The following is a 26,476-nucleotide window of genomic DNA, read 5'->3' on the forward strand; positions in this document are numbered from 1 at the left end:
CCAAGAATTCATTGACTTGGCATTGATGTGCGGCTACCCGTGCTCGAGTCTTATATCAGACTGTTACAGGTTGGGGATGTTCGATTGGATTTGCAAAGGCGCAGATCTGTAAACGCCGGAAACAACAACGCCCCGTAAAAACGGGGCGTTGTGTGTTCAGGTGCCGATTACTTCTTGGCAGCTGGGGCCGCAGGTGCGTCAGGGGCTTCAGCCTTGGCTGGGTCCTTGATGGCCAGCAGTTCCAGGTCGAATACCAGCACGGAGTTGGCTGGAATCGCCGGGCTCGGGCTCTGTGCGCCGTAGGCCAGGTCGGACGGGATGTACAACTCGACCTTCTCGCCCACGTGCATCAGTTGCAGGCCTTCGACCCAACCCGGAATCACGCCGCTGACCGGCAGGTCAATCGGGCTGCCGCGATCTACGGAGCTGTCAAAGGTGGTGCCGTTGGTGAGCTTGCCGGTGTAGTGAACAGTCACTACGTCGGTCGGCTTAGGCTGAGCGCCGTCGGCCTTCTTCACGATCTTGTATTGCAGACCGGAAGCGGTGGTGACTACGCCGTCTTTCTTGGCGTTTTCTTCGAGGAATTTCTTGCCGGCGGTTGCCGACTCTTCGCTCATTTTGGTCATGCGTTCTTCAGCACGTTTTTGCAGTGCGGCAAACGCTTCAACCAGTTCGTCGTCCTTCAGCTTCTGTTCTTTCTTGCCGACAGCATCTTCGATGCCTTGGGCTACCGCTTTGGAGTCCAGGTCATCCATGCCTTCTTGAGCAAGGCTTTTGCCCATGTTCAGGCCGATGCCGTAGGAAGCTTTCTGCGCCGGGGTTTTCAGCTCTACGCTGGTCTGCGAATCACAACCCGCAAGTACCAGGCTAACCAGGGCCACCGCCGCCGCCAACCGATGCTGTTTCATGCTATTTCCTTGTTCGTGCGCCAAAAGGGCATTCGAGTAAAGTCGCGAGCTTATCAGGCGGCCACGACCAATGGCTACCGGCATCTGAGCAGTAAACCTCTGATAAGTTCACGTGTTTAAAAGCATTTTCATACATTATGGAGGCCCGCGAAGGATCGCGGGACCATCCGCAACCAGGCTGCTGGCCACTTGCCGCACCTGTGATGCAATGGCATAACAACGCTACAACTCGACAAGGATAGTTATCTTGCGCATTTTTTCCCGTGTATTAATGCTGATACTTCTAGCATTGGGCCTGCTGCTGGCCGTGGTGCTCTATTACACCCTCAACCCCAAGCTGCCGGATTACGTGCCAGTAGAGCAGGTGCATTACCAGGCGCAGTGGAGCGAGGCCGACCGCCAGACCTACTACTTCACGCCCCAGGGCACCCAGGTAAAAGGCCTGCATTACGACTGGTTCACCGCCCTGGAACTGCCGTTTTCGGACCAGCGTTTTGCCGCGCCCGACTACCTCGCACGCTTCGGCTTTCTGGTGGACCCCAAGCAAGTGCCCAGCGCGCAAAACCCTGGCAACCTGCCAGTAGGTTTCGCTCGACACCAAAACGCTGGCAACAAGGTTGAATATCTGGACATCACCTGCGCCGCCTGCCACACCGGCGAGCTGCATTTCAAAAACCAGGCGCTGCGCATCGACGGTGGCTCGGCCCAGCATGTGCTGCCATCCAGCGTACCGACCTTGCGCGGTGGCAGCTTCGGCCAGGCGCTGGTGGCCAGCCTTGCCGCCACCTACTACTTGCCGTGGAAATTTGATCGCTTCGCCCACAACGTGCTCGGCGACGACTATGACGATCACAACAAGCAACAACTGCGTCAGGACTTCAAGCAGTCTCTGAACCAGTTCCTTAAAGTTGCCTGGAACGACACACACCGTGGCCTCTACCCCACCGAAGAAGGCCCGGGCCGCACTGACGCATTTGGCCGCATCGCCAATGCCAGCTTTGGCGACGCCATCTCGCCGGCCAACTATCGGGTCGCCAATGCGCCGGTGGACTACCCGCACCTGTGGGACATCTGGACCTTCGACTGGGTGCAATGGAACGGCTCAGCCCAGCAGCCCATGGCGCGCAACATCGGCGAGGCCTTGGGGGTAGGCGCCACCCTGGACTTTTTCGACGCAGCCGGCCAACCCCTTCAGGGCGCTGCCCGCTACCCTTCCAGCGTGCGCGTGCGCGACCTCAACCGAATCGAAGAAACCCTGCAACGCCTCAAGCCGCCGACCTGGCCGCAAGACCTGTTCGGCGCCATCGACAAACCCCTCGCCGCCCAAGGCCGCGCGCTGTTCGCCGAGAACTGCGCCGGTTGCCATGTGCCTGCAGTCACCCAGGAAAACGGCCGCCCGGTGCAGCAACTGAAGATGCTGCCCGTGGACTACATCGGTACCGACCCAGGCACGGCCAATAACATCGCCGACCAGCGCTATGACCTCAGCGCCCTGCAGTGGGACCCGGCCGAGCTGGCCAAGCTTAATGTCGAGCTGCACCCAACGCCCACCGCGCCGCTGGACCTGCACAACCTGTCCGTGGCCCAGGGTCTGGCCTACGTCACCGCCTTTGTCGAAGAGCACGCCTACCGCGCCGCCGGTGTCACCCCGGCCGAACGCCCAGGCCTGGACGGTTTTGGCCTGCCCATCGGCGTGCGTGAATTGCGCGCCTACAAGGCCCGACCGCTGGCCGGCGTGTGGGCCACGCCGCCGTTCCTGCACAACGGCTCGGTGCCGACGATCTACCAATTGCTCTCGCCCCAGGACGAGCGCAGCACCACCTTCTACAAAGGCACGTTCAACTACGACCCGCGTCACCTGGGCTTTGAAACGGGTACGTTCAAAAACGCGTTTTTGTTCGATACCAAAATCACCGGCAACCACAACAGCGGTCACGAATTCCGTGACGGCAAGCGTGGCAATGGCGTGATCGGCCGTGGCCTGCTGCCGCAGGAACGCTGGGCGCTGCTGGAATACCTCAAAGTGCTGGGCGGCCCGCTGGAGCAACCACTGCCATGATTATCCGATCTCAATACAACCAACGCTCGCTGCTCGCACGCCTCTGGCTGCGCCTGGGCGCCTTCCTCGGTAAAACCCTGTTGTGGCTGTTGGGGTTGGGGCTGCTGGGCTGGCTGATCGCCACAGCCTGGTTCGCCTGGCAACACAGCGGCCCGGTGTCGCCGGATGAACAGATCCCGCCCGGCGAAGCGGCCATGACCCAAGGCATCATCCAGACGGCAGTGCGCATCGTCGATCAGCATCGCGAAGGCACGCGCTACCTGCGTGACGCGCATGCCAAGGCCCACGGCTGCGTAAAGGCCGAAGTCAGCGTGCTGGCCGACCTCGACCCGGCGCTGCGCCAAGGCGTATTCGCCGAACCGGGCAAGACCTGGCAGGCGCAGATGCGCCTGTCCAACGGCAATGCCTACCCGCAGTTCGACAGCATCCGCGATGCGCGGGGCATGGCGATCAAGCTGCTGGATGTGCCGGGCAAACAGTTGATGACCGACCAGCAGACGCGCACCGAACAGGACTTCGTGATGTTCAGCCACCCGAACTTTTTTGTCAGTGATGTGGCCGAATACGCGCAGAACATCGGTGCCCAGGCTGACGGCAAAAAGGTGCTGGCGTTCTTCCCCACCGCCGACCCGCGCAGCTGGCAAGTGCGTCATCTGTTTATCGCCCTGGCCACCCTGGCGCCTGCACCGGCAAGTCCGACGCAGACCACATATTTTTCAGTTTCGCCCTACAAATTTGGCGCGGCCAATGCCAAGTTTCGTGTAGCACCCGACCCACAGAGCTGCCCGGAGTACGTGCTGCCCAAGCAGAATCAGGACCTGCCGAACTTTCTGCGCAGTGCGCTGAACCAGCAGCTGTCTACCGACCGCGTGCCGGCGTGTTTTGTGTTGCAGATTCAGCGGCAGAATCCGCAGAAGTTCATGCCGATTGAAGACACCAGCATCGAATGGAAGGAGAGTGATGCACCCTATGAGACGGTGGCCAAAGTGCGGATTCCTGCGCAGGACTTTGATACACCCGCGTTGAATCTTGCCTGTGATAACCAGTCGTTCAATCCGTGGTTCGGGCTGGAGGCGCACCGGCCGATCGGGGGGATTAACCGGTTGCGCAAGGCGGTGTATGAGGCGGTCAGCGACTATCGGCATAGTCGCAACTTGTGAGGTTATGATCGTTCCCACTCTGCGTGGGAACGATCAACTTCAAGCTGGCCGTAAAGAATCCGTATAAATCCCAAGCTCCCCATAACGATTACGTCGCCTCTATTGAACAACTAAGCCTCAAACTCTACCGTCACTTCCTACCCCCAAAACCCGTAGGAAGTCATCGTGGAAAGTTCAACTTTAGGCATGGTCGTCCTGTCAATGATTGCGCTCTTCGGCACCGCCGCGTTTTGTTTCGAACACCTCGCCACCCGCAGCGAGAAGAAAAAGAAGGCCAAATAAGCGGGTCATCGAAATCAGCAGAACCCCAGACTTTCAAGGGATCCCCCGTCACCGGGCGGTCCCTTGTTTTCGTGCGTGCAGCTTGAAACCTTCTATATACCGTCTTAATACCGCCCGCCCTAATCAGTGCCCGAGCTTGATACAAGAGCGCCTAACCTCCCCGGCTTACTCAACAAGGGGAGTTACACCGTGCTGACACTAACCTTCATTTATATGGCCAGCGGCGTTTGCGCTGTGGGGCTGTTCGCTTACTTGGGCTATGCCCTCATTCGCGCCGAAAAGTTCTAGGGAGCCTGCCATGTACGACGTGATGTTTATGGGCCTCTCTCTGGTGTTTTTTATTGCGACTGCCATGGCCATTGTCGCCATGGGCAAGCTTTGAACGGAGCCACGACATGCTAAGCACTTTGCTGGAATTTGCACTGGTCCTGGGGCTGATGACCGCGCTTGCCGTGCTCATGGGCAAGTGGCTGACCCGGGTATTCACCGGGAACCGCCATGCCTGGCCGGAACGTTTTACCTATCGCCTGCTGGGCATCAACCCATTGGAAACCATGAGCTGGGGCCGCTACGGTTCGGCGTTGTTGCTGTCGAACGCGGCGATGATGCTGTTGGGCTACATCATCCTGCGCCTGCAGTCGGTAATGCCGATCAACCCGCTGGGGCTGGCCGCACAAACCCCGGACTTGGCGTTCAACACCGCCGCGTCCTTTATCACCAACACCAACTGGCAGGCGTATTCGGGCGAAACCAGCCTGTCGAACTTCAGCCAGATGGCGGTCATCACCTTTTTGATGTTTGTCGGCGCCACCTCCGGCGTGGTGGCAGCCGCCGGTTTCATACGTGGCTTGAGCCGCTCAAGCGCGGGCGATATCGGTAACTTCTGGGTCGACTTCACCCGCACGCTCTACCGCGTGATGCTGCCGCTGTGCGTGGGCATGGCGCTGGTGTATGTGTGGCAAGGCATGCCGCAAACCTTCGCCTCCCAGGCCCTGGCGACAACCTTGGAAGGCGCGCAACAACAGCTGATCGTCGGCGCGGTTGCCAGCTTTGAATCGATCAAGCATATCGGCACCAACGGTGGCGGTTTCTTCAGCATGAACGCTGCGCACCCGTTCGAAAACCCGACGCCGCTGACCAACATCCTGCACATCCTCAGCATGCTGCTGATCCCCTCGGCGCTGACCTACACCTTTGGCAGCATGCTGTTGCAACGCCGTCAGGGCTGGGTGTTTTTCGGCACCTTCCTGGTGATGTTTATCGGCTTTCTTGCGCTGGTGTATGGCGCCGAGCAAACCGGTAACCCTTTGCTGACCCAGGCCGGCGCCAACCAGGCGCTGTCGATCGAGCAAAGCGGCGGCAACATGGAAGGCAAGGAGCTGCGTTTCGGCATCGCCGACAGCAGCCTGTTTATCGCCACCACCACGGCGGCCACCACCGGCTCGGTCAACAGCATGCACGACTCGCTGACGCCCATGGGCGGCTTCGTGCCCCTGGCGCAGATGATGCTCAACTGCGTGTTCGGCGGTGACGGCGTGGGCTTTATCAACCTGATCCAGTACGCGCTGCTCACGGTGTTTCTGGTGGGCATGATGATCGGCCGCAGCCCGGAATTTCTCGGCAAGAAAATCGAGGCTCGCGAGATGAAACTGGTGATGCTCTCGGTGCTCGCACACCCGATCAGCATCCTCGGTTTCACCGCCCTCGCCGCCCTGTGGCCTGGCACCCTGGCCAGCCTCAACAACCTTGGTCCGCACGGTTTCAGCGAGGTGCTGTACGCCTACACCTCCGGCACCGCCAACAACGGTTCGGCGTTCGCCGGGCTGAACGCCAATACACCGTTTTTTAACACCACCATTGGCCTTGCGATGCTGATCGGGCGCTTCTTCACGATGCTGCCGATGCTCGCCGTGGCCGGTTCCCTGGCGATGAAAAAGACCGTGCCGGCCGGCGCCGGCACCATCCCCACCGCCACCCCGCTGTTCATGGTGCTGGTGGTGTTCGTGGTGCTGGTGGTCGGTGGCCTGACCTTCTTGCCCGCGCTTGCGCTTGGCCCGCTGGTGGAGCAACTGCAGTTGCTGTCCGGCCAGACCTACAACTAAGGACATGTTGATGACCACTCAATCAATCTTCAAAGGCCTGCTGCGTCCGGTGCTGGTGTCGGCAGTGTTTTTCATGCTGCTGACCGGGCTGGCTTACCCGGCGTTCACCACCGTGGCCGCGCAACTGTTGTTCCCGTTCCAGGCTCAAGGCTCGCTGATTGAACGCGATGGCCGAGCGATCGGCTCGGTGCTGATTGGCCAGCATTTCACCAAGCCTGAGTACTTTCAGGGCCGCCCCAGCATGACCCTCGGCGCTGACCCGCAAGACCCGAGCAAAAGCGTGGCGCAGCCCTACAACGCAGGCGCAAGCGGCGCCAGCAACCTCGGCCCCACCAGCCAAAAATTGCTCGACCAAGTGGCCGCCCGTGCCAAAATCTATCGCCAGGATAACGGCCTGGCCGCCGACGCCCCGGTGCCGGTGGACGCCGTTACCGCCTCCGCTTCCGGCCTCGACCCGCATATCTCGGTGGCCAATGCCCGCCTGCAGTTGGCACGTGTGGCGCGCCTGCGGCACATCCCCGAACCCGAGCTGCTGCAACTGCTCAACGACCACACCGCTGCACGCACCTTCGGCCTGCTCGGCGAGCCACGGGTGAATGTGCTGCAACTCAACGTGGCGCTGGATGCGCGTCAGCCCTCTATCGCGGTCAGTGAGTAAGAGATTCCTCCATGAAAAATCCTCGTTTACCTCTGTTTGATCGGCGCATCGTGCTCACTGCCGGCGTCGATTCACTGAAGAAATTGCTGCCCCAGGCCCAATGGAAAAACCCGGTGATGTTCGTGGTGTACCTGGGCAGCATTCTCACCACCTTGCTGTGGTTCCAAGCCCTGGGCGGCAAGGGTGAAGCGCCCAGCGGTTTCATCCTCAGCATCACCTTGTGGCTGTGGTTCACCGTGCTGTTCGCCAACTTCGCCGAGGCTCTGGCCGAAGGGCGCAGCCGGGCCCAGGCCGCGAGCCTGCGCGGCATGAAACGCCAGACCTTGGCCAAATTGCTGCAGCAACCGCGTCACGGCGCGGCCTGGCTGCCGTTGGAGGCCAGCCTGCTGCGCAAGGACAACGTGGTGCTGATCGAAGCCGGTGACCTGGTACCGCTCGACGGCGTGGTGATTGAAGGCGTGGCGTCGGTGGATGAAAGCGCGATCACCGGCGAATCGGCGCCGGTGATCCGCGAGGCCGGCGGCGACTTTTCTTCGGTCACCGGCGGCACGCGGGTGCTGTCGGATTGGCTGGTGGTGCGCATCAGCGTCAACCCCGGCGAGTCGTTCCTGGACCGCATGATCTCGATGGTCGAATCGGCCAAGCGCCAGAAGACCCCGAATGAAGTCGCGCTGACGATTTTGCTGGTGGGCCTGACGCTGCTGTTCCTGCTGGTGATCGCCACGCTGAGCCCCTACTCGATCTTCGCCGTGGCCATGAGCGGCAGCGGCAGCGTGATCAGCGCAACGGTGCTGGTGGCGTTGCTGGTGTGCCTGATCCCCACCACCATCGGCGGCCTGCTCTCGGCCATCGGCGTGGCGGGCATGAGCCGCATGATGTCGGCCAATGTGATTGCCACCTCCGGCCGTGCCGTCGAGGCGGCCGGTGATGTCGACGTGTTGCTGCTGGACAAGACCGGCACCATTACCTTGGGCAATCGCCAGGCCAGCAGCTTTTTGCCGGCACCTGGCGTGAAGGAAGCCGAGCTGGCTGACGCCGCGCAGCTCGCCTCACTGGCGGACGAAACCCCGGAAGGCCGCAGCATTGTGGTGTTGGCCAAGCAGAAATTCGACATCCGCGCGCGGGACATCAACGCCCTCGGCGCACGCTTTGTGCACTTCAGCGCGCAAACCCGCATGAGCGGCGTCGACCTGGCCGAAGGCCGGGCGATTCGCAAAGGCGCGGCGGATGCGATTCGCAGCCACATCGAAGCCTTGGGCGGGAGTTTCCCGGCGGCGTTGCAAGCCAAGGTCGATGAAGTCTCGCGGCGCGGCAGTACACCGCTGGTGGTCAGCGACGGTGCCAAGGCTTTGGGCGTGGTCGAGCTGAAAGACGTGGTGAAAGGCGGCATCAAGGAGCGCTTCGCCGAGTTGCGGCGCATGGGCATCAAGACCGTGATGATCACCGGCGACAACCGCCTGACCGCCGCCGCGATTGCGGTGGAAGCCGGTGTGGATGACTTCCTCGCCGAGGCCCGTCCGGAAGACAAGCTGCAACTGATCCGCGACTACCAGGCCCAGGGCAAGCTGGTGGCCATGACCGGCGACGGCACCAACGACGCACCCGCGCTGGCCCAGGCCGACGTGGCCGTGGCAATGAACAGCGGCACCCAGGCGGCCAAAGAGGCCGGCAACATGGTCGACCTCGACAGCAACCCGACCAAGCTGATCGAAGTGGTCGAAGTCGGCAAACAGATGCTCATGACCCGCGGCGCGCTCACCACCTTCAGCGTGGCCAATGACGTGGCGAAGTACTTCGCAATCATCCCGGCGGCGTTTGTCGCCACCTACCCACAGCTTGGCGCCTTGAACGTGATGCACCTGAGCAGCCCCAACTCGGCGATTTTGAGCGCGGTGATTTTTAACGCGCTGATCATTGTCGCGTTGATTCCGCTGGCCTTGCGCGGCGTGAAGTACCGGGCCATCGGCGCGGCGGCGTTGCTTAACCGCAACCTGTTGATCTATGGCGTGGGCGGCGTGCTGGTGCCGTTTGCCGGGATCAAGGTGATTGACATGCTGCTGAGCGGATTGGGCCTCGTGTAAGCCACACCGCCGATCAAATGTGGGAGCGGGCTTGCTCGCGAAAGCGGAGTGTCAGCCAGCAAATGTGTGACTGATCCACCGCCTTCGCGAGCAAGCCCGCTCCCACATTCAAACTGTATTCAACAGGAAGAACATGCCCGCACTCAACCACGAACGCCCCGACCCCGACGCCCTGCTCGCGCGGGTACAGCTCGAAGAACAGGCCGCCTTGCGCGGCAAATTGCGTATCTACTTCGGCTCAAATGCCGGGGTGGGCAAGACTTGCGCCATGCTTGCGGCGGCGCAACGCGAAGTCGCCCTGGGCCGTGATGTGCTTGCCGGCGTAGTCGAAACCCACGGCCGCACGGAGACTGCCGAGTTGCTCCACGGCCTGGAGCAACTGCCCCGCGCGGCCTTGCTGCACCACGATTTTGCCCTCAGCGAATTCGACCTCGACGCCGCGTTGCACAGGCACCCCGCCGTGGTGCTGGTGGACGAGTTGGCCCACAGCAACGTGCCCGGTTCGCGGCATCCCAAACGCTGGCAAGACGTCGAAGAACTGCTCAGCGCCGGTATCGACGTATGGACCACGCTCAACGTCCAGCACCTGGAAAGCCTGAATGATCTGGTCAGCGGCATCATCGGCATTCGCGTGCGCGAAACCGTGCCGGATCATGTGTTTGATAATGCCCATGACGTGGTGGTGATCGACCTGCCGCCTGACGATTTGCTGCAACGCCTGAAGGACGGCAAGGTCTACCTCGGCCCGCACGCCGAGCGCGCCGCACAGCATTTTTTCCGCAAGGGCAACCTGTTGGCCCTGCGCGAACTGGCGCTGCGGCGCACGGCGGATCGGGTCGACGCGCAAATGCGCGTGTACCGCCGCGAACAGTCGATCAAAGCCTTGTGGCCAGCGCGCGAACGCTTGCTGGTGGGTGTGGCGGGCGACGCCGGTGATGAGCGCCTGGTGCGCGAAGCTGCGCGATTGGCGCAAAAGCTCGAGGCTGACTGGATCGTGGTGCATGTCGCTTCGGCCCAAGGCAGCGGCGCCAAGCGTTACCTCACCGCAATGAAAACCCTGACACTGGCCAGCGAATTCGGCGCCGATACCGCAACGCTGCCGGGCATGGACGTGGCTGAAGCCCTGGCCGCCTGCGCCCGCGAACACAACGCCAATCGCCTGGTGCTCGGCCATCATCCGCGTCGGGCATGGCGCTTCTGGCACCAGTCGGTGGGCGATCGGATCAGCCGCCATCACCCGCAAATCGATCAGATCGTGATTGCCCACGGTGTGTTGCCGGGGCCTGCGCCGGTCAGCGAAAAACCGACGCCGACGCCTGGCCGCGCCTTGGCGTATCTGTCGGCCTCACTCGCCTGTTTCGCCGCCAGCGCCGTTGCAGCCTTGCTGCTGCAAGTGTTCGACCTGGCCAATGTGGTGATGCTGTTTTTGCTCACCGTAGTACTGGTAGCCCTGCGTTATGGACGCGGCCCCGGCGTGTGGGCGGCGATGCTGGCGGTGCTGTGTTTCGACTTCTTTTTCGTGCAGCCGCGCTACTCGTTCACCGTCAATGACACCCAGTATTTTTTCACCTTTGCGCTGATGCTCGGCATTGCCTTGATCACCGGGCAACTCACCGCCCGCCTGCGCCATGAAGCACGCACGGCGGCCGCGCGCGAACGGCGCGCGACCTCTTTGGCGCGGCTGGCTCGCGACTTGTCGGCGGCACTGACCGTGGAGCACATCAGCGAAGTCGCGCTGCGCACTTTCAGTGGTGTGTTCGAGGCGCGGGTCGGCTTGGCCTTGCCGGACGCCGCCGATGGCGTACACAGCGTGAGTGCCAGCGGCTTGCCGATTGACGACAGCATCGCCCAATGGACGTACGACCACGGCCAAGTCGCCGGGCACGGCACCGACACCTTATCGGCGGCCAAAGGTTGCTATTTACCACTCAAGGCGCCGATGCGCGTGCGCGGCGTGCTGGTGCTGGAACTGGCCCAAGGCGAACGCCTGAACGACCCGCAGGAACGCCGCCTGCTGGAAGCCTGCATGAGCCAATTGGCGATTGCGCTGGAGCGCGTGCATTTCGTCGAAGTGGCACAAAGCACGCTGGTGCAGATGGAAGGCGAGAAGATGCGCAACACTCTGCTCGCGGCTATTTCACACGACTTGCGCACACCCTTGACCACCCTGATCGGCGCCGCCGACACCGCCCTGCCCCATGCCCCGCCAGGCCCGCTGACGGAATTGCTGCACGGCATCCATGAGCAAGCCACGTCGATGCAACGGCTGATTGAAAACCTGCTGGACATGGCGCGCATGCAGGAGCGCGGCGTGCGCCTGAACCGGCAGTGGCATTCGCTGGAAGAAATCGTCGGCAGCGCTTTGCGCCAGTTGCGTGAGCCGTTGGCACACCACAGCGTGCAAACCCGATTGGATTCGCAGTTGCCGCTGGTGGACATCGACGCACTGTTGATCGAGCGGGTGCTGGTCAACCTGCTGGATAACGCCGCCAAGTACACACCGGCGGGCACCCTCATAACCGTCGCCGCCAGCCAGGTTTCAGACAGCATCGTGCTGGAAGTTCGCGACAACGGCCCAGGCCAGGCTCCCGCCAACTTGTTCGAACCTTTCGCGCGCGGCCAGCAGGAATCGTCCGTGACTGGCATCGGCCTGGGCCTGGCGCTGGCCAAACGCATCGTTGAAGCCCATGGCGGGCATATCCACATCCACCCGCTTGAGACGTGCGGCATGCACTTCATCATCACCTTACCGGCCGGCACCCCGCCGCCCATGGAAACCCTATGAGCACTGCACGCATTTTGATTGTTGAAGACGAAGCCAACATCCGCCGCTTTGTCGGGATCGCCCTGCAAGATGAAGGTTTTCAGGTGTTCGAAGCCGACAGCGTCAAGCGTGCGCTGATCCATGCCGCCAGCCGTCAACCGGACCTGGTGATCGTCGACCTCGGCTTACCCGATGGCGATGGCAAGCAACTGATCAGTGAGTTGCGTGGCTGGCTGGCGGTGCCGATTCTGGTGTTGTCGGCGCGCGATCGCGAAGAAGAAAAAGTCGCCGCACTGGACGCCGGTGCCGACGACTACCTGACCAAGCCGTTCGGCGTGCCCGAATTGCTCGCACGCATCCGCGCACAACTGCGCAGGCATGGCCAGACCGGCGCCGTGGCGGCGACCAGCAAAGTGGCGTTTGGTGAAATTGAAGTGGACTTGTCCACCCACGAAGTGTGGCGCCAGGGCCAACCGGTACACCTCACCCCCATCGAGTACCGCTTGCTCTGCGCGATGATTCGCGGCCAGAGCCGGGTGCTCACCCATCGGCAGTTATTGCTGGAGGTGTGGGGCCTGGATTACGTAGAGCGCCCGCACTATTTGCGTGTACACATGGCGCACTTGCGGCAAAAACTGGAGGCGGACCCGGCACAGCCGCAGCATTTTATTACCGAGTTGCAGGTGGGATATCGGTTGATGGGGTTGTGAAACAGCACTCGGTTGGCGAGTTCGCAGCTCCACTCGGCGAGCCAGTATCACTGGATGTTGCTTGAGAATATCGAACAGGAAGCCCCGTTTTAAGCAAAAGGCTTCCCGCACGTTGACACACTATTTATAAAGCCGACGGAGCAAGTAAAACAGAGTTAATCCGCGTTCCAAGTAATAATATCGCTCGGTTGAAGCCCATCAACACGCACCCTAAAGTCCCAAGGGCCTTCATGCGTCCCCTCTGGTCCTATTATTCTTGATCGCGCAACATAAGTCCCGTCTTCCGTAAATGAAACCCCGATGCCATTAGAGTGGTCATTAGGGTCCTGGCCTGCTCGAGGGGGAAGTTGAGAGAGATCCAACTTATCCTTCCCAGTTTTAAATCCAATAATGGTATCGGGCCTGTCCGGACTTGAGTCCCATAGGTTGTGGTAAACAACCGTGTTGTTGCCCGCCCCCAAGGTAATCTGATTACTGACGGCATTAGGGGTGATGATATTATTACCCGAACCCACCTTAACATCCTCAACTACCGTAGTTGAGGTAATAGACACATTCTTTTTATAACCCTTTACACTTGAAAAACTGCCAGGGCGCATATCGATAGTCTGATTATTCGTATCACCACTGGCATCAATGGTCTCGTGGGTAGAGAGGCCCGGCCCACTTGAAATAGAGGTTGTCGCGCCATAACCCTCATTACCTAACTGATTTATCTCATAGGGCGGCTTGGCGCCAGCATTTCTCCCGTAGAGACTCTCCAGCTGTTCCTGGTCATCGATTTGTGCACTGGTGACAGTAGCTCCCTTAAAATCATGACCTGTTTTGGTTTCTGGCTTAAGACTGAGCGCACTATAGCCCAGGGAGTCACGCGTCCCCCCTTCTTCCTCGGGCTTTGGGGGGGTTACACCCAGGCCGTACAGCAGTGCACGAGTAAGCGTGTGACCGCCTTTATTGAAGCCATCGGGTTCTGCAATCGATGGGTCTTCCGTTTCGTTGCCGTTAAAATAGACCTCGACAGGCTCACTCGAATCAGAGGGCGCACGAACCACTACATCATTGGTGTGTGATGTATTTTGCTGAAAAGTACCAAACTTTATTTTTCCATCGGGGTTATCTATTTCACCTTTTCTATGAAACACCAGATTTACATCATTACTGACTTTATTCATCTGAAAGCGCAACTCATACTGCTGCACTGCATTAAGCCCTTGATAACCTATATTGCCCAAACTGGAAAAATGCTGCCCTTGCGGCCCATCGAAGTCCACTTCGATATCAATTTTTCCATTCCCGTCAAGATCCGTAAAACGAGGAGAAGGGGACGTAACGACAGAAGTCGTGGAAGAGCCAATAGTCATAATCATCACCTAGAGCTACCAATATAAAAAATCTGATATACAACAAGCAAAGCTTATAGTATTGGCCCACAAAATATAAAGAGGGTAAAGCTTTAGTAAATATTGCGCACTTAAGGCAACACAAACAAACTACAAAAAGCACACAACCCTGCTTTTGCAGGATTAATCCTACTTAAAACCGAACACACTGAACATCTACAACCTTAATCAATAACGATTGTGCGCACGATAATGCCAGCAGCACGCGCCCCCGAACAGTCGCGGTAGTTCGCTTATCCGTTAGAGGTGCGGTATCGGCTAAAGGGGCTTGTGTTCCCGAGCCGATGCGAGACTGTGCCCGTGCCTACGGCGCTTGCCGTTGAATCACATGAGCTGAATCGCAGGCAAAAAAAAGCCCGCTCAATGAGCGGGCTTCTTGTGGTGACCTGGCGTTCAGTGTTCCAGGTGACCGAATATGGCGCAGCGGACGGGACTCGAACCCGCGACCCCCGGCGTGACAGGCCGGTATTCTAACCGACTGAACTACCGCTGCGCGTAACACTTGAAACGAATGGTGGGTGATGACGGGATCGAACCGCCGACATTCTGCTTGTAAGGCAGACGCTCTCCCAGCTGAGCTAATCACCCTTCGCTTCGGTGTGGGCGGCATAATACACCAAAAATCTGCAATGTCTTGATTTAAATGCAATTTATTTAAAATAATTTCTCCAACGCCCTCCGCGCCCCGAAAAACGGGGTTTCAAGCCGCCAAATGCGAGTCTATTGCGTTTATACACTGCTTGGCGGCACAATTAAAAACCATTCTCAATAACACCTGAGCCGCGCCTATGTCTGTGGGTGAACCGCCATTCCAACGGGAAATAACCCTGCTCTACAGTGAGCACCACGGCTGGCTGCTCAGTTGGTTGCGGCGCAAACTCGGTTGCCGCCAGAACGCGGCCGACCTGGCGCAGGACACTTTTGCGCGAATTCTTAATGCCCGTGAATCCGTGGCGAGCATTCGTGAACCGCGTGCTTATTTAAGTACCACGGCGCGACGCCTGCTGATCGATCAGGCGCGGCGTAAACAGATTGAGCAGGCTTATTTGCAAGAGTTGGCGCTCACGGTGGACGCACTGGAAGGGTTCCAATCGCCGGAGCAAATCCACACCACCCTCGAAGCGCTCGAGCACATCGCGTTTATTCTGGAAGGCATGCACGCATACTCGCGACAGGCGTTTGTGCTGTATTACCTGGAAGAAATGACTCAGCAACAAATCGCCCGCCAGCTCAAACTGTCGGAACGCACCGTGCGCAAGTACCTGATCCAGGCACTGGTGCATTGCGGCCACAGCATGGACACCTGAACTGCCCATGCCAGACACCCATCAGCAAATCGAAGAACAGGCGGCCGAATGGCTGCTGCGCCTGCACGAAGGTGATTTGAGCGAAGCCCAGCGCATGGCGTTCGAGCGCTGGAAGCAACAAGGCCCGCAACACGCCGCAGCCGCTGCGCGCATGGAAGCCGTGATTGCCCGGATGCAGGCGTTGCGCGCAAAAAAATCACCCGCGCGGGCGGCACTCAACGCAGCATTTGCTCAGCACAAAGCGGGGCGCGGCAAAAACGCGGTGCGCGCCCTGCTGCTGGCTTGCAGCCTGGCGATTCCTGCGGCTGCGTTGCTCGTCAGCCCGTACCCGCAACAATGGATGGCCGATGTGCGTAACGGCCCCGGCCAGTGGCAAACGCTGCAACTGGCGGACGGTTCGACACTCACCCTGAATGGCAGTAGCGCGGCGAACCTGCATTTCGATCAACAGCAGCGCCGGATTGAATTGCTGCAAGGCGAGATTCTGGTGGAAGTCGCCCATGACAGCGCACGCCCCTTTATCGTGCAGACCCCGCAAGGCACGTTGCGGGCGCTGGGCACGCGGTTTGTGGTCAAGCGTGAGGGTGATATCACCGTACTGAGCATGTTGCAGTCGCGCGTGGCGGCGCACAGCGCGAATGCCCAGGAGACAGTGGAAGTGGACGCCGGCTCGCAGGCGCGGATGAGTTCAAACGCTGTACGCCTGACGGGCAGCATCGACCCGGCCAGCGTCAACCAAGCCTGGCGCCGTCATCAACTGGTGGTGGAAGACCGACCGTTGCCCGACGTGCTGGATGAAATCGCCCGCCATCGAGCCGGCTATCTGCAATTTGATCGCGCCAGCCTGCAAAACCTGCGGGTATCGGCGGTCATCCCGCTGGATGACAGCGATCAAGCCCTGCAATTGCTGGCGCAAACCTTGCCGATCAAGGTTCGCCACTTCACACCCTGGCTGATGGTCGTGAGCCCTGAAACAGCGCCCAATAAATAATTATTCGCATTTGCTTCCGGTTTTTTCGAGGTTGCCCGTCAAGCAAGGTAATTCGACACGTAAAGGATTGCCCTGACCATGCACACCCCTTCTGACCCACGCGGGCGCTTTGGCCTGCTGAAAAGTGCGCCGCTTTCCCTGGCTATATTTGCCGCGACCACCCTGAGCACTCATCTGGCACAGGCGGACACGGTCAACGTCGCCGCCCAAACCTACAACATACCCGCCGGGCCGCTGGGCACTTCGCTCAACCGCTTTGCCCAGCAGGCTGGCGTGGCAATTGTGTTCCAGCCCCAGGCACTTGAAGGCCTGCAAAGCCCTGGTTTGCAGGGCAACTTTGCCACCCAGGACGGCTTTGATCGGTTGCTGCAAGGCAGTGGCTATCGCGCCGTTAAAGGTGCGCAGGGGTACGCGCTGCAGGCCATTGCGACGGCCAGCAGCGGCAGCATGGAACTAGGCCCCACCGAGGTGACGGCCACCCAACTGGGTAACGTCACCGAAGGCACCGGCTCCTACACGCCCGGTACGATCGCCACCTCCACGCGATTGATACTGACGCCCAAACAAACCCCGCAATAGGTGAGTGTGGTCACCCGCCAGCACATGGATGACTTTGGCCTGAACAACGTCGACGACGTGATGCGCCATACCCCAGGCATCACTGTGTCGGCGTTCGACACCGAGCGCAGCAACTACTACGCGCGCGGGTTTTCGATCAATAACTTCCAGTACGACGGCATTCCTTCGACCGCGCGCAACGTCGCCTACTCGGCGGGCAATACCCTCAGCGACATGGCGATCTACGACCGTGTGGAAGTGCTCAAAGGCGCCACCGGCCTGCTCACCGGTGCCGGTTCACTGGGGGCAACGATCAACCTGGTGCGCAAGAAACCCACCGCCGATTTCCAGGGCCACGCCACCCTCGGTGCCGGCTCGTGGGACAACTACCGCAGCGAACTGGACGTAAGCGGCCCGATGACCGACAGCGGCAATGTGCGCGGCCGGGCCGTCGCGGCCTATCAAGACAAGCGCTCGTTCATGGACCGCTACTCGCGCAAGAGCCCGACGTACTACGGCATCATGGAGTTCGACCTGTCACCCGACACCCTGCTGACCGTGGGCGGCGATTATCAGGACACGTTGCCGACGGCCTCGTCGTGGTCCGGCAGCTTCCCGCTGATCAACTCCCAGGGCGAGCGCAACAGCGTCAAGCGCTCGTTCAACAACGCCGCCAACTGGAGCAGTTGGGAGCAATACACCCGCACCGTGTTCGCCATGCTGGAACATGACCTGGGTAATGGATGGGTCGGCAAGCTGCAACTCGATCACAAGATCAATGGTTACCACGCGCTGATGGGTTCGATTCAGGGCGACCAGCCACAGCCCGACGGCACGGCGAACCTCACCTCCGGCAAATACGCCGGTGACACTGTCAGCGACTCGGCCGACCTGTATGTGAGCGGCCCGTTCAGCCTCGGCGGTCGCGAGCATGAATTGGTACTGGGCGGCTCCATCAGCGCATCGCAGTGGAAAGGCAAGGGTTACTGGAACCTGGCCCCCAATACCGTCGACTTCAACCACTGGCGCGGCCACGCCACGCTGCCGGATTGGGGCAGCGCGCAATCACTGATCGACGACACCGTGCGCCAGACCGGCGCCTATGTCACCACGCGCTTGAACCTCGCCGACGACCTCAAGCTGTTGCTGGGCGGGCGCGTGGTCAACTACCAGGTCACCGGCAACAACCCGAGCTACCGCGAGTCCGGGCGATTCGTGCCGTATGTGGGCGCTATTTATGACCTGAACGACACCTATTCGGTGTACGCCAGCTACACCGATATCTTCATGCCGCAGGAAAACTACAACCGCGACCGCGAGAACAAACTGCTTGAACCGGACGAGGGCCAGAACTGGGAATTTGGCCTCAAAGCCGACTTCCTCGACGGCCGCCTCAACGCCAGCGCCGCCTACTTTGAAATCCACGAATCCAACCGTGCACTCTCCGACGACGAGTACAACAACCAGACGCCGATACCGTCCAACTACGCTTATAAAAGCAGCAAGGCGGTAACCAAAGGCTACGAAGTGGAAGTGTCCGGCGAGATCGCCCCAGGCTGGCAGTTGCAGGCCGGGTACACCCACAAGGTCGTGCGCGATGACAAGGACGTGAAGATTTCAACCTTCGAGCCCGAAGACCAGGTCAAGCTGTACACCACCTATAAACTCAAGGGCAACCTGGACAAGCTGACCGTCGGCGGCGGTGTGCGTTGGCAGAGCGTGGGCTGGCAGGACATCTACAACAACCCGCACAAAGGCTATGAAGAGTTTTCCCAGGACGCTTATTGGCTGGTGGACCTGATGACCCGCTACCAGGTCACCAAGAACGTGTCGGCGACGCTGAACCTCAACAATATCTTCGACAAGTCCTACTACACCAATATCGGCTTCTATAACTCCGCCGCATATGGCGAGCCGCGCAACGTGATGGTGACAACGCGTTGGGATTTCTGATCAGCCCTTAAAAAAACGCCGCCGATCATCGGAAATGATCGGCGGCGTTTTTGGGCTTTTACAAACCCTGGACAGCAAAAAGCCCGCTCAATGAGCGGGCTTTCTGTGGTGACCTGGCGTTCAGTGTTCCAGGTTGCCGAATATGGCGCAGCGGACGGGACTCGAACCCGCGACCCCCGGCGTGACAGGCCGGTATTCTAACCGACTGAACTACCGCTGCGCGTAACACTTGAAACGAATGGTGGGTGATGACGGGATCGAACCGCCGACATTCTGCTTGTAAGGCAGACGCTCTCCCAGCTGAGCTAATCACCCTTCGCTTCGGTGTGGCGCGCATTCTACGGAGCGACCTTAAGTCTGGCAAGCACTTTCTTAAATCTTTTTTTTCAGCCCTTCCAATGGCTTAGGCAGGGTTGGCCTCAGCCCGGATCAAGAGAATAATGCCCCCCTTTGTATAAAGGAGAGACTCGCCCCATGTGGTTCAAGAACCTGCTTATCTATCGCCTGACCCAAGATCTGCCTGTTGATGCCGAGGCGTTGGAAGCGGCCATGGCCACCAAACTGGCACGCCCGTGTGCAAGCCAGGAGTTGACCACTTACGGTTTCGTCGCGCCTTTTGGTAAAGGTGAAGACGCCCCCCTGGTGCATGTCAGCGGTGACTTCCTGCTGATCGCTGCACGCAAGGAAGAACGCATCCTGCCGGGCAGCGTGGTGCGTGACGCGCTTAAAGAGAAAGTCGAAGAGATCGAGGCCGAGCAAATGCGCAAGGTCTATAAGAAGGAACGCGACCAGATCAAGGATGAAATCATCCAGGCCTTCCTGCCGCGCGCCTTTATCCGTCGCTCGTCGACCTTCGCCGCCATTGCGCCGAAGCAAGGCCTGATCCTGGTCAACTCGGCCAGCCCGAAACGCGCTGAAGACTTGCTGTCGACTCTGCGTGAAGTGATCGGCACCCTGCCGGTACGCCCGCTGACGGTTAAAACCGCACCAACGGCGATCATGACCGACTGGGTCACTACGCAGAAGCCGGCCGATGACTTCTTCGTCCTCGACGAATGCGAACTGCGCGACACCCACGAAGACGGCGGCATCGTGCGTTGCAAGCGCCAGGACCTGACCGGCGAAGAGATCCAACTGCACCTGACCACCGGCAAAGTCGTGACGCAACTGTCCCTGGCCTGGCAGGACAAGTTGTCCTTCATGCTCGACGACAAAATGACCGTCAAGCGCCTGAAGTTCGAAGACCTGTTGCAGGATCAGGCTGAACAGGACGGCGGCGACGAGGCACTTGGCCAACTGGATGCCAGCTTTACCCTGATGATGCTGACGTTTGGTGAGTTCCTGCCGGCGCTGGTTGAGGCACTGGGCGGCGAAGAAACCCCACAGGGCATCTAAGCCATGTAAAGATCAAAATGTGGGAGCGGGCTTGCTCGCGAATGCGGTGGATCAGTCACCCGATGCATTGACTGACACACCGCATTCGCGAGCAAGCCCGCTCCCACATTTGATTGGGTTTCCAAGCAGACAAGCGCTACCGAACTTAACTAATAACAAGGACATCCTTCCATGCGCGCACTCGCCGCCTTGAGCCGCTTCGTCGGCAATACCTTCGCCTACTGGGTGTTGATTTTCGCGGTGCTCGCCTTCCTTGAGCCCGGCTGGTTCATTGGCCTCAAAGGCGCCATCGTGCCGCTGCTGGGCCTGGTGATGTTCGGCATGGGGCTGACCTTGAAACTGGAAGACTTCGCCGAAGTCGCCCGCCATCCCTGGCGTGTGGCTCTCGGTGTGGTCGCGCATTTTGTGATCATGCCGGGCGTGGCCTGGCTGCTGTGCCAGGCGTTCCACCTGCCGCCGGAAATTGCCGTCGGCGTGATCCTGGTCGGGTGCTGCCCAAGCGGCACTTCGTCCAACGTCATGACCTGGTTGGCGCGGGGCGACCTGGCGCTGTCGGTGGCCATCGCCGCCGTCACCACCCTCCTCGCCCCGCTGCTGACGCCCGCGTTGATCTGGCTGCTGGCCTCGGCCTGGCTACCGGTGTCGTTCATGGAGTTGTTCTGGTCGATCCTGCAAGTGGTGTTGCTGCCGATCGTACTGGGCGTGGTGGCGCAACGCGTATTGGGCGACCGGGTGCGCCATGCCGTGGACGTATTGCCGCTGGTGTCGGTGGTGAGCATCGTGATCATCGTCGCGGCGGTGGTTGCGGCGAGCCAGGCGAAGATCGCCGAGTCCGGCCTGTTGATCATGGCCGTGGTGATGCTGCACAACAGCTTCGGTTATCTGCTCGGCTACTTCACCGGCCGCCTGTTCAAACTGCCGTTGGCGCAGCGAAAATCCCTGGCGCTGGAAGTGGGCATGCAGAACTCCGGGCTGGGCGCCGCATTAGCCAGTGCGCACTTTTCGCCCTTGGCGGCGGTGCCGAGCGCACTGTTCAGCGTGTGGCACAATATTTCCGGGGCATTGCTGTCGACTTACTTTCGCAGAATGAGCGAAAAGGAAGACCGCCGCGCCTTGGAGAACACGCCACAAACTTGATCACCCGATCAATTTTCGGCAAGCTACCGGGCTTCGCGAGGACGACCTCGCGACGCTCTCAAGCGCTTAATCCGGGGACGACCCCAGCTATAGAGGGGAGATCAACATGTCCTGGATCATTCTGTTTTTTGCCGGGCTGTTTGAAGTCGGCTGGGCGGTCGGCCTGAAGTACACCGACGGTTTCAGCAAGCCGCTGCCGACAGCACTGACGATTGCCGCCATGGCCATCAGCCTCGGCCTGCTGGGCCTGGCCATGAAGGAGCTGCCGTTGGGCACCGCCTATGCCATCTGGACCGGTGTGGGTGCGGTGGGCACGGTGATCGCTGGGATTATCCTGTTTGGCGAGTCGATGGCGTTGTTTAGGCTGGCGAGTGTGGCCTTGATTATTTGCGGGCTGGTTGGGCTCAAGATCAGCACTTAGGCCACTACCGCTATCGCAGGCAAGCCAGCTCCCACATTCTGACTGCGTTCACAGATCAAAATGTGGGAGCGGGCTTGCTCGCGAAGGGGCCGGGGCATGCAGTACAGCGCTACCTGACACTCCCCCGCAATACACTCACCACAGCCTGCAACTGCTCAGGCGTCGCGCCCTCCAGCGCAACCGGCTCACCCGCCACCAACACCACCCGCGACCAGATCCGATGAAAGATCCCCTTGTTCGGGTCGCGACTGAAAAAGCTCCCCCACAACCCTTGCAGCGCCATCGGAATCACCTGCACCGGGGTCTCCTCCAGAATCCGCGTGAGCCCGCCACGGAACTCATTCATCTCGCCATCGGCGGTCAGCTTGCCTTCGGGGAAGATGCACACCAATTCCCCTTCCTTCAGGTACTGGGCAATTCGTGTGAAGGCCTTTTCGTAGATCTGGATATCTTCATGGCGCCCGGCAATCGGAATCGCCCCGGCCGTACGGAAGATGAAGTTGAGCACCGGCAAACGGTAGATCTTGTAGTACATGACAAAGCGAATCGGCCGACGCACCGCGCCGCCAATCAACAGTGCATCGACAAACGACACATGGTTGCACACCAGCAACGCCGCGCCTTCATCGGGAATGCGTTCCAGGTTGCGATGCTCCACGCGGTACATGGAATGGCTGAGCAGCCAGATCATGAAACGCATGGTGAACTCGGGGACGATTTTGAAGATGTAGGTGTTGACCGCAATATTGAGCAGCGATACCACCAGGAACAGCTCCGGGATCGACAGCTTGGCCACGCTCAGCAACAGGATCGAGACGATGGCAGAGACCACCATGAACAACGCATTGAGAATATTGTTGGCTGCGATGACCCGCGCGCGCTCGTTCTCGGCCGTGCGCGACTGGATCAACGCGTAGAGCGGCACGATATAGAAGCCGCCGAACACACCCAGACCCAGGATATCGAACAACACCCACCACGCCTGACCGTAACTGAGTACCGCCAGCCAGCTATGTTCCTGGGCCGATTGCGGGAAACCGCCCGAGTGCCACCACAGCAGCAGGCCGAATACCGTCAGGCCAAACGAACCAAACGGCACCAGGCCGATCTCGACCTTACGGCCAGAGAGCTTTTCGCAGAGCATCGAACCAACGGCGATGCCCACCGAAAACACCGTGAGGATCAGCGTCACCACGGTTTCATCGCCGTACAACCATTCCTTGGCGTAGGCCGGGATCTGCGTCAGGTAGATCGCACCGACAAACCAGAACCACGAGTTGCCGACAATCGAGCGCGACACCGCCGGCGTCTGCCCCAGGCCCAGGCGCAAGGTCGCCCAGGATTCGCTGAAGATATTCCAGTTCAGGCGCAGCTCGGGCGTGGACGCCGCCGCCCGCGGAATGCTGCGGCTGGCCAGGTAGCCGAGCACCGCCACGCCGACAATCGCCACCGCCACCAGCGGCGCGTAATTGCTCGACGACATGATGATCCCGGCGCCAATGGTGCCGGCCAGGATCGCCAGAAACGTGCCCATTTCCACCAGCCCGTTGCCGCCCACCAGCTCATCGTCGTGCAGCGCCTGGGGCATGATCGAGTATTTCACCGGGCCGAACAGCGCCGAATGCGTGCCCATGGCAAACAGCGCCAGCAGCATCAACTCCAGGTGGTTGAACAGAAAGCCCGTGGCGCCCACGGCCATGATCACGATCTCGCCGATCTTGATCGCGCGGATCAGCGCGTCCTTGTTGAATTTCTCGCCAAACTGCCCGGCCAGCGCCGAGAACAGGAAGAACGGCAGGATAAACAATAAGGCGCACAGGTTGACCCAGATGGAGCGGTCGCCCTCGATGGTGAGCTTGTAGAGAATCGCCAGGATCAGCGATTGCTTGAAGATGTTGTCGTTGAACGCGCCCAGTAACTGGGTGATGAAAAACGGCAGAAAGCGCCGTGTGCGCAGCAAGGTGAATTGTGAGGGGTGGCTCATCGTCCGTGTTCCTGCGTGGCCTGAAGGCGTGTAGTTTCTCAGGCCACGACTTTACCTAATCGCGCTTACTTATTCGCTAGTCCTGCAATGCATGGCGAAACAAAAAGCTCACCTTTATAGGCGCCCTGCACGGTGCGCTTGGCCACGATCAGCCACATCAGCGCCAGTGCCAGCACCAGCACACTGCCAAAGATGCTGAAAAAGCTCAGGTGCAGCAGGCTCGCCAGCTTCAGCGTGGCCAACGCGTAAACTCCCAATGGGAAGGTAAACCCCCACCAGCCGAGGTTGAACGGGATGCCGGCGCGCAGGTAACGCAGGGTGATCAGCACCGCGATCAGCATCCACCACAAACCGAAGCCCCACAGCGTGATGCCGGCCACCACGCCGAGGCCATTGGCCATTTCGCCCACACCCGGCAACCCATTGGCGGCGAAGATCGCCGGTGCGTCACCGCCCAACAGCAACATGCCCAGCGCGCCGGTGCCGATGGGGCCAAGGGCCAGCCAGCTCGACGCGGCCATATTGGCAGGCGGTAGTTTATGCAGGGCCATGCGCAACATCAGGATGGTCAGGATGCTGAACGCCACCGGCAGGGAAAACGCCCACAGCACGTAGCTGGTCACCAGCATCACCAGTTGCGCATGGGCGTCGGCCAAGTGCGGCGCCAGCAGGCCACCGCTGGCGGCGGCGACTTCGGCGGCAACCACTGGCAACAGCCAGACGGCGGTCATCTGGTCGATGCTGTGTTCCTGGCGGGTGAACATCATGAACGGGATGAGCACGCCGCAAGCCAGGGCCATCGCCACGTCCAGCCACCATAAGGCTTCAGCCAGCGGGATCACTCCGCTGCCCCAACGCGGCATACCGAACAGCAGCAAACCGTTGAGAATCGTCGCCAGCCCCATGGGAATAGTGCCGAAGAACATCGAGACGGTGGAATGCCCGAAGATGCGTCGCGCTTCGTGGAAAAACATCACCCAACGTGCCGCGTACAACAGGCTGAACAGCACAAACAGGCCAATGGTGAACAACCACAGCCCTTCGGCAATGACGTGCAAACCTGGCAGGCTGAATGGCAGTTGCGCCAGGGCCAGGGCCAGCACGCCGGTGCCCATGGTCGCGGCGAACCAGTTGGGGGTGAACTGGCGAATCACTTCCCGTGGGCGGGTCAGATGACTCAAGGGTTTGTAGCTGTGGGGTTTGCAACTGGTAGTAGTCGAGCAGGTCATGATGGTAATCCTCTTCCTCGCATGAGGTTGAAGCCATCATAGAACCTGATCGAATATCTATATAACGGGTAATATCTCTATCTGTTATCTACTTTACCAATATATGGCATCACTCTATCGCCGCCTTGGTCCGCACCGAGTTCTGCAGGACCAAACCCACCCAGGCACTCAGGGCCAGCAGCATCAGCGCGGCCCCATAGCCTTCAGTGGTGACGATAAGGCCGTAAACATGGCTCAGGTAACCCGCCAACAGCGCCGGCAGACAGAACGCCAAGTAGCTCAAGACATAGAACGCCGACATCAAACCGGCCCGTTCATGGGGTAACGCCAGCCCGACGATACTGCGCACACTGCCCATGAAGCCGCCGCCAAAACCGAAACCTGCAATCACACTGGCGACAAAGAACAGCCACAAAATACCCAGGTGCACGGCTACCAGCAGCAACGCGACGCCAAGAGCCAACAGCCCTGCCGACAGCCGCATGATTTTATCGGCCGGGCGCTCGCGCACGCTGTAGATCATCACCGCACCACTCAAGGTCACCACCGCTACTAGGACCCCGCCGATCAGGTGCGACGTGGAACCGGTGGCAGCCTTGACCAGCGACGGCGCCAGGGATGAGAAGAACCCGCCCAATGCCCACACCGCCACATTCAGCGGCATCACCAGCCATAAGGCCCGGCGCGCTTGCCGCGGCACATGCAGGGTCGGCGCCAGCGACTTCAAGGCACCCGGAATACGGCTGACGGTTTCCGCCAGACGCCACACATACACCGCCTGCAACACCATCAACCCCAACAGCGTGAAGTAAATCAACTGGGTAGGACGCGGCGCGAACTCGACCAACAGGCCGCTGCCCAGCCCACCACTGGCCATGCCCAACAGCGGCGCCAGGCTATTAAGCATCGGGCCGCGCACGCGGTCAGTGTCGAGCAAGGTCGCACTCAGCACCGCCGTGGCCATGCCGGTGGCGAAACCCTGCAGCGCGCGGGCGGCAATCAGGTGCGCGGTGCTGTCGGCATTGATAAACAGCACCATCGCCACAATATTGAGCAGCAATGCGACGAAAATCACCGGCTTGCGCCCCAGGTGATCCGACAGCGAACCCACAGTCAGCAACGCCGCCAGCAGGCTGACGGCGTACACGCCGAAAATTACCGTGAGCATCGCCGCGGAGAAGTGCAGGTTTTCCTGATACACCTGATACAGCGGCGTCGGCGCGCTGGACGCGGCGAGGAAGGTCAACACCGTGATGACCAGGAACGCCAGGCTGGACCGCTGAGATATAACGCGAGACATGGGCACACTCCACTAAAGCTAATACTTTGCTTTTGTGCAGTGTGCTACCGGTGCGCGCTTAAAGCAAATTCTTTGTG

18 protein-coding genes, 4 tRNA genes and 1 pseudogene are annotated in these 26,476 nt (G+C 60.0%); 14 read left to right on the top strand and 9 right to left on the bottom strand.

Going from position 1 to position 26,476, the window contains the following annotated elements:
- Positions 1-167: 167 nt before the first annotated feature.
- A complete protein-coding gene (locus tag FFI16_RS16580) occupies positions 168-908 on the bottom strand; it encodes an FKBP-type peptidyl-prolyl cis-trans isomerase (protein ID WP_064451669.1) in 741 nt (246 codons plus the stop codon).
- Positions 909-1,155: 247 nt separating this feature from the next.
- On the opposite strand from FFI16_RS16580, the gene FFI16_RS16585 reads away from it, so the two are divergent.
- The 8 genes from FFI16_RS16585 (at position 1,156) to FFI16_RS16620 (ending at position 12,724) form a co-directional block, all read left to right on the top strand.
- Positions 1,156-2,967 (top strand): di-heme-cytochrome C peroxidase, encoded by a 1,812-nt coding sequence (locus FFI16_RS16585; protein WP_138815973.1) that lies wholly within the window; start codon positions 1,156-1,158, stop codon positions 2,965-2,967.
- Positions 2,964-4,127, top strand: coding sequence for a catalase family protein (locus FFI16_RS16590; protein ID WP_138815974.1), 1,164 nt, complete (start codon positions 2,964-2,966; stop codon positions 4,125-4,127). The genes FFI16_RS16585 and FFI16_RS16590 overlap by 4 nt, the downstream gene beginning before the upstream one ends.
- A gap of 495 nt (positions 4,128-4,622) precedes the next feature.
- Positions 4,623-4,697: a K(+)-transporting ATPase subunit F gene (kdpF, locus tag FFI16_RS16595; protein ID WP_256666301.1), complete on the top strand. Its 75-nt coding sequence runs from the start codon at positions 4,623-4,625 to the stop codon at positions 4,695-4,697.
- A 107-nt stretch (positions 4,698-4,804) separates the two neighbouring features.
- Positions 4,805-6,511 carry a potassium-transporting ATPase subunit KdpA gene (gene kdpA / locus FFI16_RS16600; RefSeq protein ID WP_138815976.1) on the top strand — a complete coding sequence of 569 codons (1,707 nt, stop codon included), beginning with the start codon at positions 4,805-4,807 and terminating at the stop codon, positions 6,509-6,511.
- A 10-nt stretch (positions 6,512-6,521) separates the two neighbouring features.
- Positions 6,522-7,169 carry a potassium-transporting ATPase subunit KdpC gene (kdpC, locus tag FFI16_RS16605; protein WP_138815977.1) on the top strand — a complete coding sequence of 216 codons (648 nt, stop codon included), beginning with the start codon at positions 6,522-6,524 and terminating at the stop codon, positions 7,167-7,169.
- Between the two features lie 11 nt (positions 7,170-7,180).
- Positions 7,181-9,250 (top strand): potassium-transporting ATPase subunit KdpB, encoded by a 2,070-nt coding sequence (gene kdpB / locus FFI16_RS16610; RefSeq protein WP_138815978.1) that lies wholly within the window; start codon positions 7,181-7,183, stop codon positions 9,248-9,250.
- Positions 9,251-9,383: 133 nt separating this feature from the next.
- Positions 9,384-12,035, top strand: coding sequence for a sensor histidine kinase KdpD (locus tag FFI16_RS16615; RefSeq protein ID WP_138815979.1), 2,652 nt, complete (start codon positions 9,384-9,386; stop codon positions 12,033-12,035).
- On the top strand, positions 12,032-12,724 hold the full coding sequence (locus FFI16_RS16620; protein WP_138815980.1) for a response regulator: 693 nt from the start codon (positions 12,032-12,034) through the stop codon (positions 12,722-12,724). Before FFI16_RS16615 ends, FFI16_RS16620 begins: the two co-directional genes overlap by 4 nt.
- 155 nt (positions 12,725-12,879) lie before the next feature.
- Here FFI16_RS16620 and FFI16_RS16625 read toward each other — a convergent pair whose 3' ends face one another.
- From FFI16_RS16625 to FFI16_RS16635, 3 genes are all read right to left on the bottom strand, one after another.
- A complete protein-coding gene (locus FFI16_RS16625; RefSeq protein ID WP_178112687.1) occupies positions 12,880-14,085 on the bottom strand; it encodes a M10 family metallopeptidase C-terminal domain-containing protein in 1,206 nt (401 codons plus the stop codon).
- A gap of 455 nt (positions 14,086-14,540) precedes the next feature.
- Positions 14,541-14,617: transfer RNA gene (locus tag FFI16_RS16630), tRNA-Asp, on the bottom strand.
- 19 nt (positions 14,618-14,636) lie between these two features.
- A tRNA-Val gene (locus tag FFI16_RS16635) sits at positions 14,637-14,712 on the bottom strand.
- Between the two features lie 200 nt (positions 14,713-14,912).
- Here FFI16_RS16635 and FFI16_RS16640 point away from each other — a divergent pair.
- The 3 genes and pseudogenes from FFI16_RS16640 to FFI16_RS16650 all read left to right on the top strand — a co-directional run bounded on the left by FFI16_RS16640 (position 14,913) and on the right by FFI16_RS16650 (position 18,933).
- Positions 14,913-15,431, top strand: coding sequence for a sigma-70 family RNA polymerase sigma factor (locus tag FFI16_RS16640; protein WP_138815982.1), 519 nt, complete (start codon positions 14,913-14,915; stop codon positions 15,429-15,431).
- A gap of 7 nt (positions 15,432-15,438) precedes the next feature.
- The gene (locus FFI16_RS16645) at positions 15,439-16,422 is read left to right on the top strand and encodes a FecR family protein (protein WP_138815983.1); all 984 of its coding nucleotides are present in this window, start codon (positions 15,439-15,441) and stop codon (positions 16,420-16,422) included.
- 78 nt (positions 16,423-16,500) lie between these two features.
- Positions 16,501-18,933, top strand: a pseudogene (locus FFI16_RS16650) (TonB-dependent siderophore receptor).
- Between the two features lie 143 nt (positions 18,934-19,076).
- On the opposite strand, the gene FFI16_RS16655 reads toward FFI16_RS16650, so the two are convergent.
- Positions 19,077-19,153, bottom strand: a tRNA-Asp gene (locus FFI16_RS16655).
- Positions 19,154-19,172: 19 nt separating this feature from the next.
- A tRNA-Val gene (locus FFI16_RS16660) sits at positions 19,173-19,248 on the bottom strand.
- A 159-nt stretch (positions 19,249-19,407) separates the two neighbouring features.
- Between FFI16_RS16660 and rdgC the strand changes: the two genes are divergently transcribed.
- The 3 genes from rdgC (at position 19,408) to sugE (ending at position 21,886) form a co-directional block, all read left to right on the top strand.
- Positions 19,408-20,328, top strand: a complete 921-nt coding sequence (gene rdgC, locus FFI16_RS16665; protein WP_003172886.1) for a recombination-associated protein RdgC — start codon at positions 19,408-19,410, stop codon at positions 20,326-20,328.
- 171 nt (positions 20,329-20,499) lie between these two features.
- Positions 20,500-21,465 carry a bile acid:sodium symporter family protein gene (locus FFI16_RS16675; RefSeq protein WP_138815984.1) on the top strand — a complete coding sequence of 322 codons (966 nt, stop codon included), beginning with the start codon at positions 20,500-20,502 and terminating at the stop codon, positions 21,463-21,465.
- Between the two features lie 106 nt (positions 21,466-21,571).
- Entirely contained in the window at positions 21,572-21,886 is a 315-nt protein-coding gene (sugE, locus tag FFI16_RS16680) for a quaternary ammonium compound efflux SMR transporter SugE (protein WP_016970241.1), read from the top strand.
- A 109-nt stretch (positions 21,887-21,995) separates the two neighbouring features.
- Here sugE and FFI16_RS16685 read toward each other — a convergent pair whose 3' ends face one another.
- From FFI16_RS16685 to FFI16_RS16695, 3 genes are all read right to left on the bottom strand, one after another.
- The gene (locus FFI16_RS16685) at positions 21,996-23,870 is read right to left on the bottom strand and encodes an MFS transporter (RefSeq protein ID WP_138815985.1); all 1,875 of its coding nucleotides are present in this window, start codon (positions 23,868-23,870) and stop codon (positions 21,996-21,998) included.
- 65 nt (positions 23,871-23,935) lie between these two features.
- Positions 23,936-25,099 carry a TDT family transporter gene (locus FFI16_RS16690; RefSeq protein WP_138815986.1) on the bottom strand — a complete coding sequence of 388 codons (1,164 nt, stop codon included), beginning with the start codon at positions 25,097-25,099 and terminating at the stop codon, positions 23,936-23,938.
- 109 nt (positions 25,100-25,208) lie between these two features.
- Positions 25,209-26,399, bottom strand: coding sequence for an MFS transporter (locus FFI16_RS16695; RefSeq protein WP_138815987.1), 1,191 nt, complete (start codon positions 26,397-26,399; stop codon positions 25,209-25,211).
- Positions 26,400-26,476 lie beyond the last annotated feature (77 nt).

Source organism: Pseudomonas sp. KBS0710 (genome assembly GCF_005938045.2).
Classification (GTDB): domain Bacteria; phylum Pseudomonadota; class Gammaproteobacteria; order Pseudomonadales; family Pseudomonadaceae; genus Aquipseudomonas.

What these genes read in the sequence shown, in the direction of transcription:
- FFI16_RS16615 (WP_138815979.1), top strand. Translation starts at nt 9,384, where the DNA reads ATGCCCGCACTCAACCACGAACGCCCCGACCCCGACGCCCTGCTCGCG.
- FFI16_RS16685 (WP_138815985.1), bottom strand. Translation starts at nt 23,870, where the DNA reads ATGAGCCACCCCTCACAATTCACCTTGCTGCGCACACGGCGCTTTCTG.
- FFI16_RS16620 (WP_138815980.1), top strand. Translation starts at nt 12,032, where the DNA reads ATGAGCACTGCACGCATTTTGATTGTTGAAGACGAAGCCAACATCCGC.
- FFI16_RS16640 (WP_138815982.1), top strand. Translation starts at nt 14,913, where the DNA reads ATGTCTGTGGGTGAACCGCCATTCCAACGGGAAATAACCCTGCTCTAC.
- FFI16_RS16625 (WP_178112687.1), bottom strand. Translation starts at nt 14,085, where the DNA reads ATGACTATTGGCTCTTCCACGACTTCTGTCGTTACGTCCCCTTCTCCT.
- kdpC (WP_138815977.1), top strand. Translation starts at nt 6,522, where the DNA reads ATGACCACTCAATCAATCTTCAAAGGCCTGCTGCGTCCGGTGCTGGTG.
- FFI16_RS16695 (WP_138815987.1), bottom strand. Translation starts at nt 26,399, where the DNA reads ATGTCTCGCGTTATATCTCAGCGGTCCAGCCTGGCGTTCCTGGTCATC.
- FFI16_RS16590 (WP_138815974.1), top strand. Translation starts at nt 2,964, where the DNA reads ATGATTATCCGATCTCAATACAACCAACGCTCGCTGCTCGCACGCCTC.
- kdpB (WP_138815978.1), top strand. Translation starts at nt 7,181, where the DNA reads ATGAAAAATCCTCGTTTACCTCTGTTTGATCGGCGCATCGTGCTCACT.
- FFI16_RS16645 (WP_138815983.1), top strand. Translation starts at nt 15,439, where the DNA reads ATGCCAGACACCCATCAGCAAATCGAAGAACAGGCGGCCGAATGGCTG.
- FFI16_RS16580 (WP_064451669.1), bottom strand. Translation starts at nt 908, where the DNA reads ATGAAACAGCATCGGTTGGCGGCGGCGGTGGCCCTGGTTAGCCTGGTA.
- FFI16_RS16690 (WP_138815986.1), bottom strand. Translation starts at nt 25,099, where the DNA reads ATGACCTGCTCGACTACTACCAGTTGCAAACCCCACAGCTACAAACCC.
- FFI16_RS16675 (WP_138815984.1), top strand. Translation starts at nt 20,500, where the DNA reads ATGCGCGCACTCGCCGCCTTGAGCCGCTTCGTCGGCAATACCTTCGCC.
- rdgC (WP_003172886.1), top strand. Translation starts at nt 19,408, where the DNA reads ATGTGGTTCAAGAACCTGCTTATCTATCGCCTGACCCAAGATCTGCCT.
- sugE (WP_016970241.1), top strand. Translation starts at nt 21,572, where the DNA reads ATGTCCTGGATCATTCTGTTTTTTGCCGGGCTGTTTGAAGTCGGCTGG.
- kdpA (WP_138815976.1), top strand. Translation starts at nt 4,805, where the DNA reads ATGCTAAGCACTTTGCTGGAATTTGCACTGGTCCTGGGGCTGATGACC.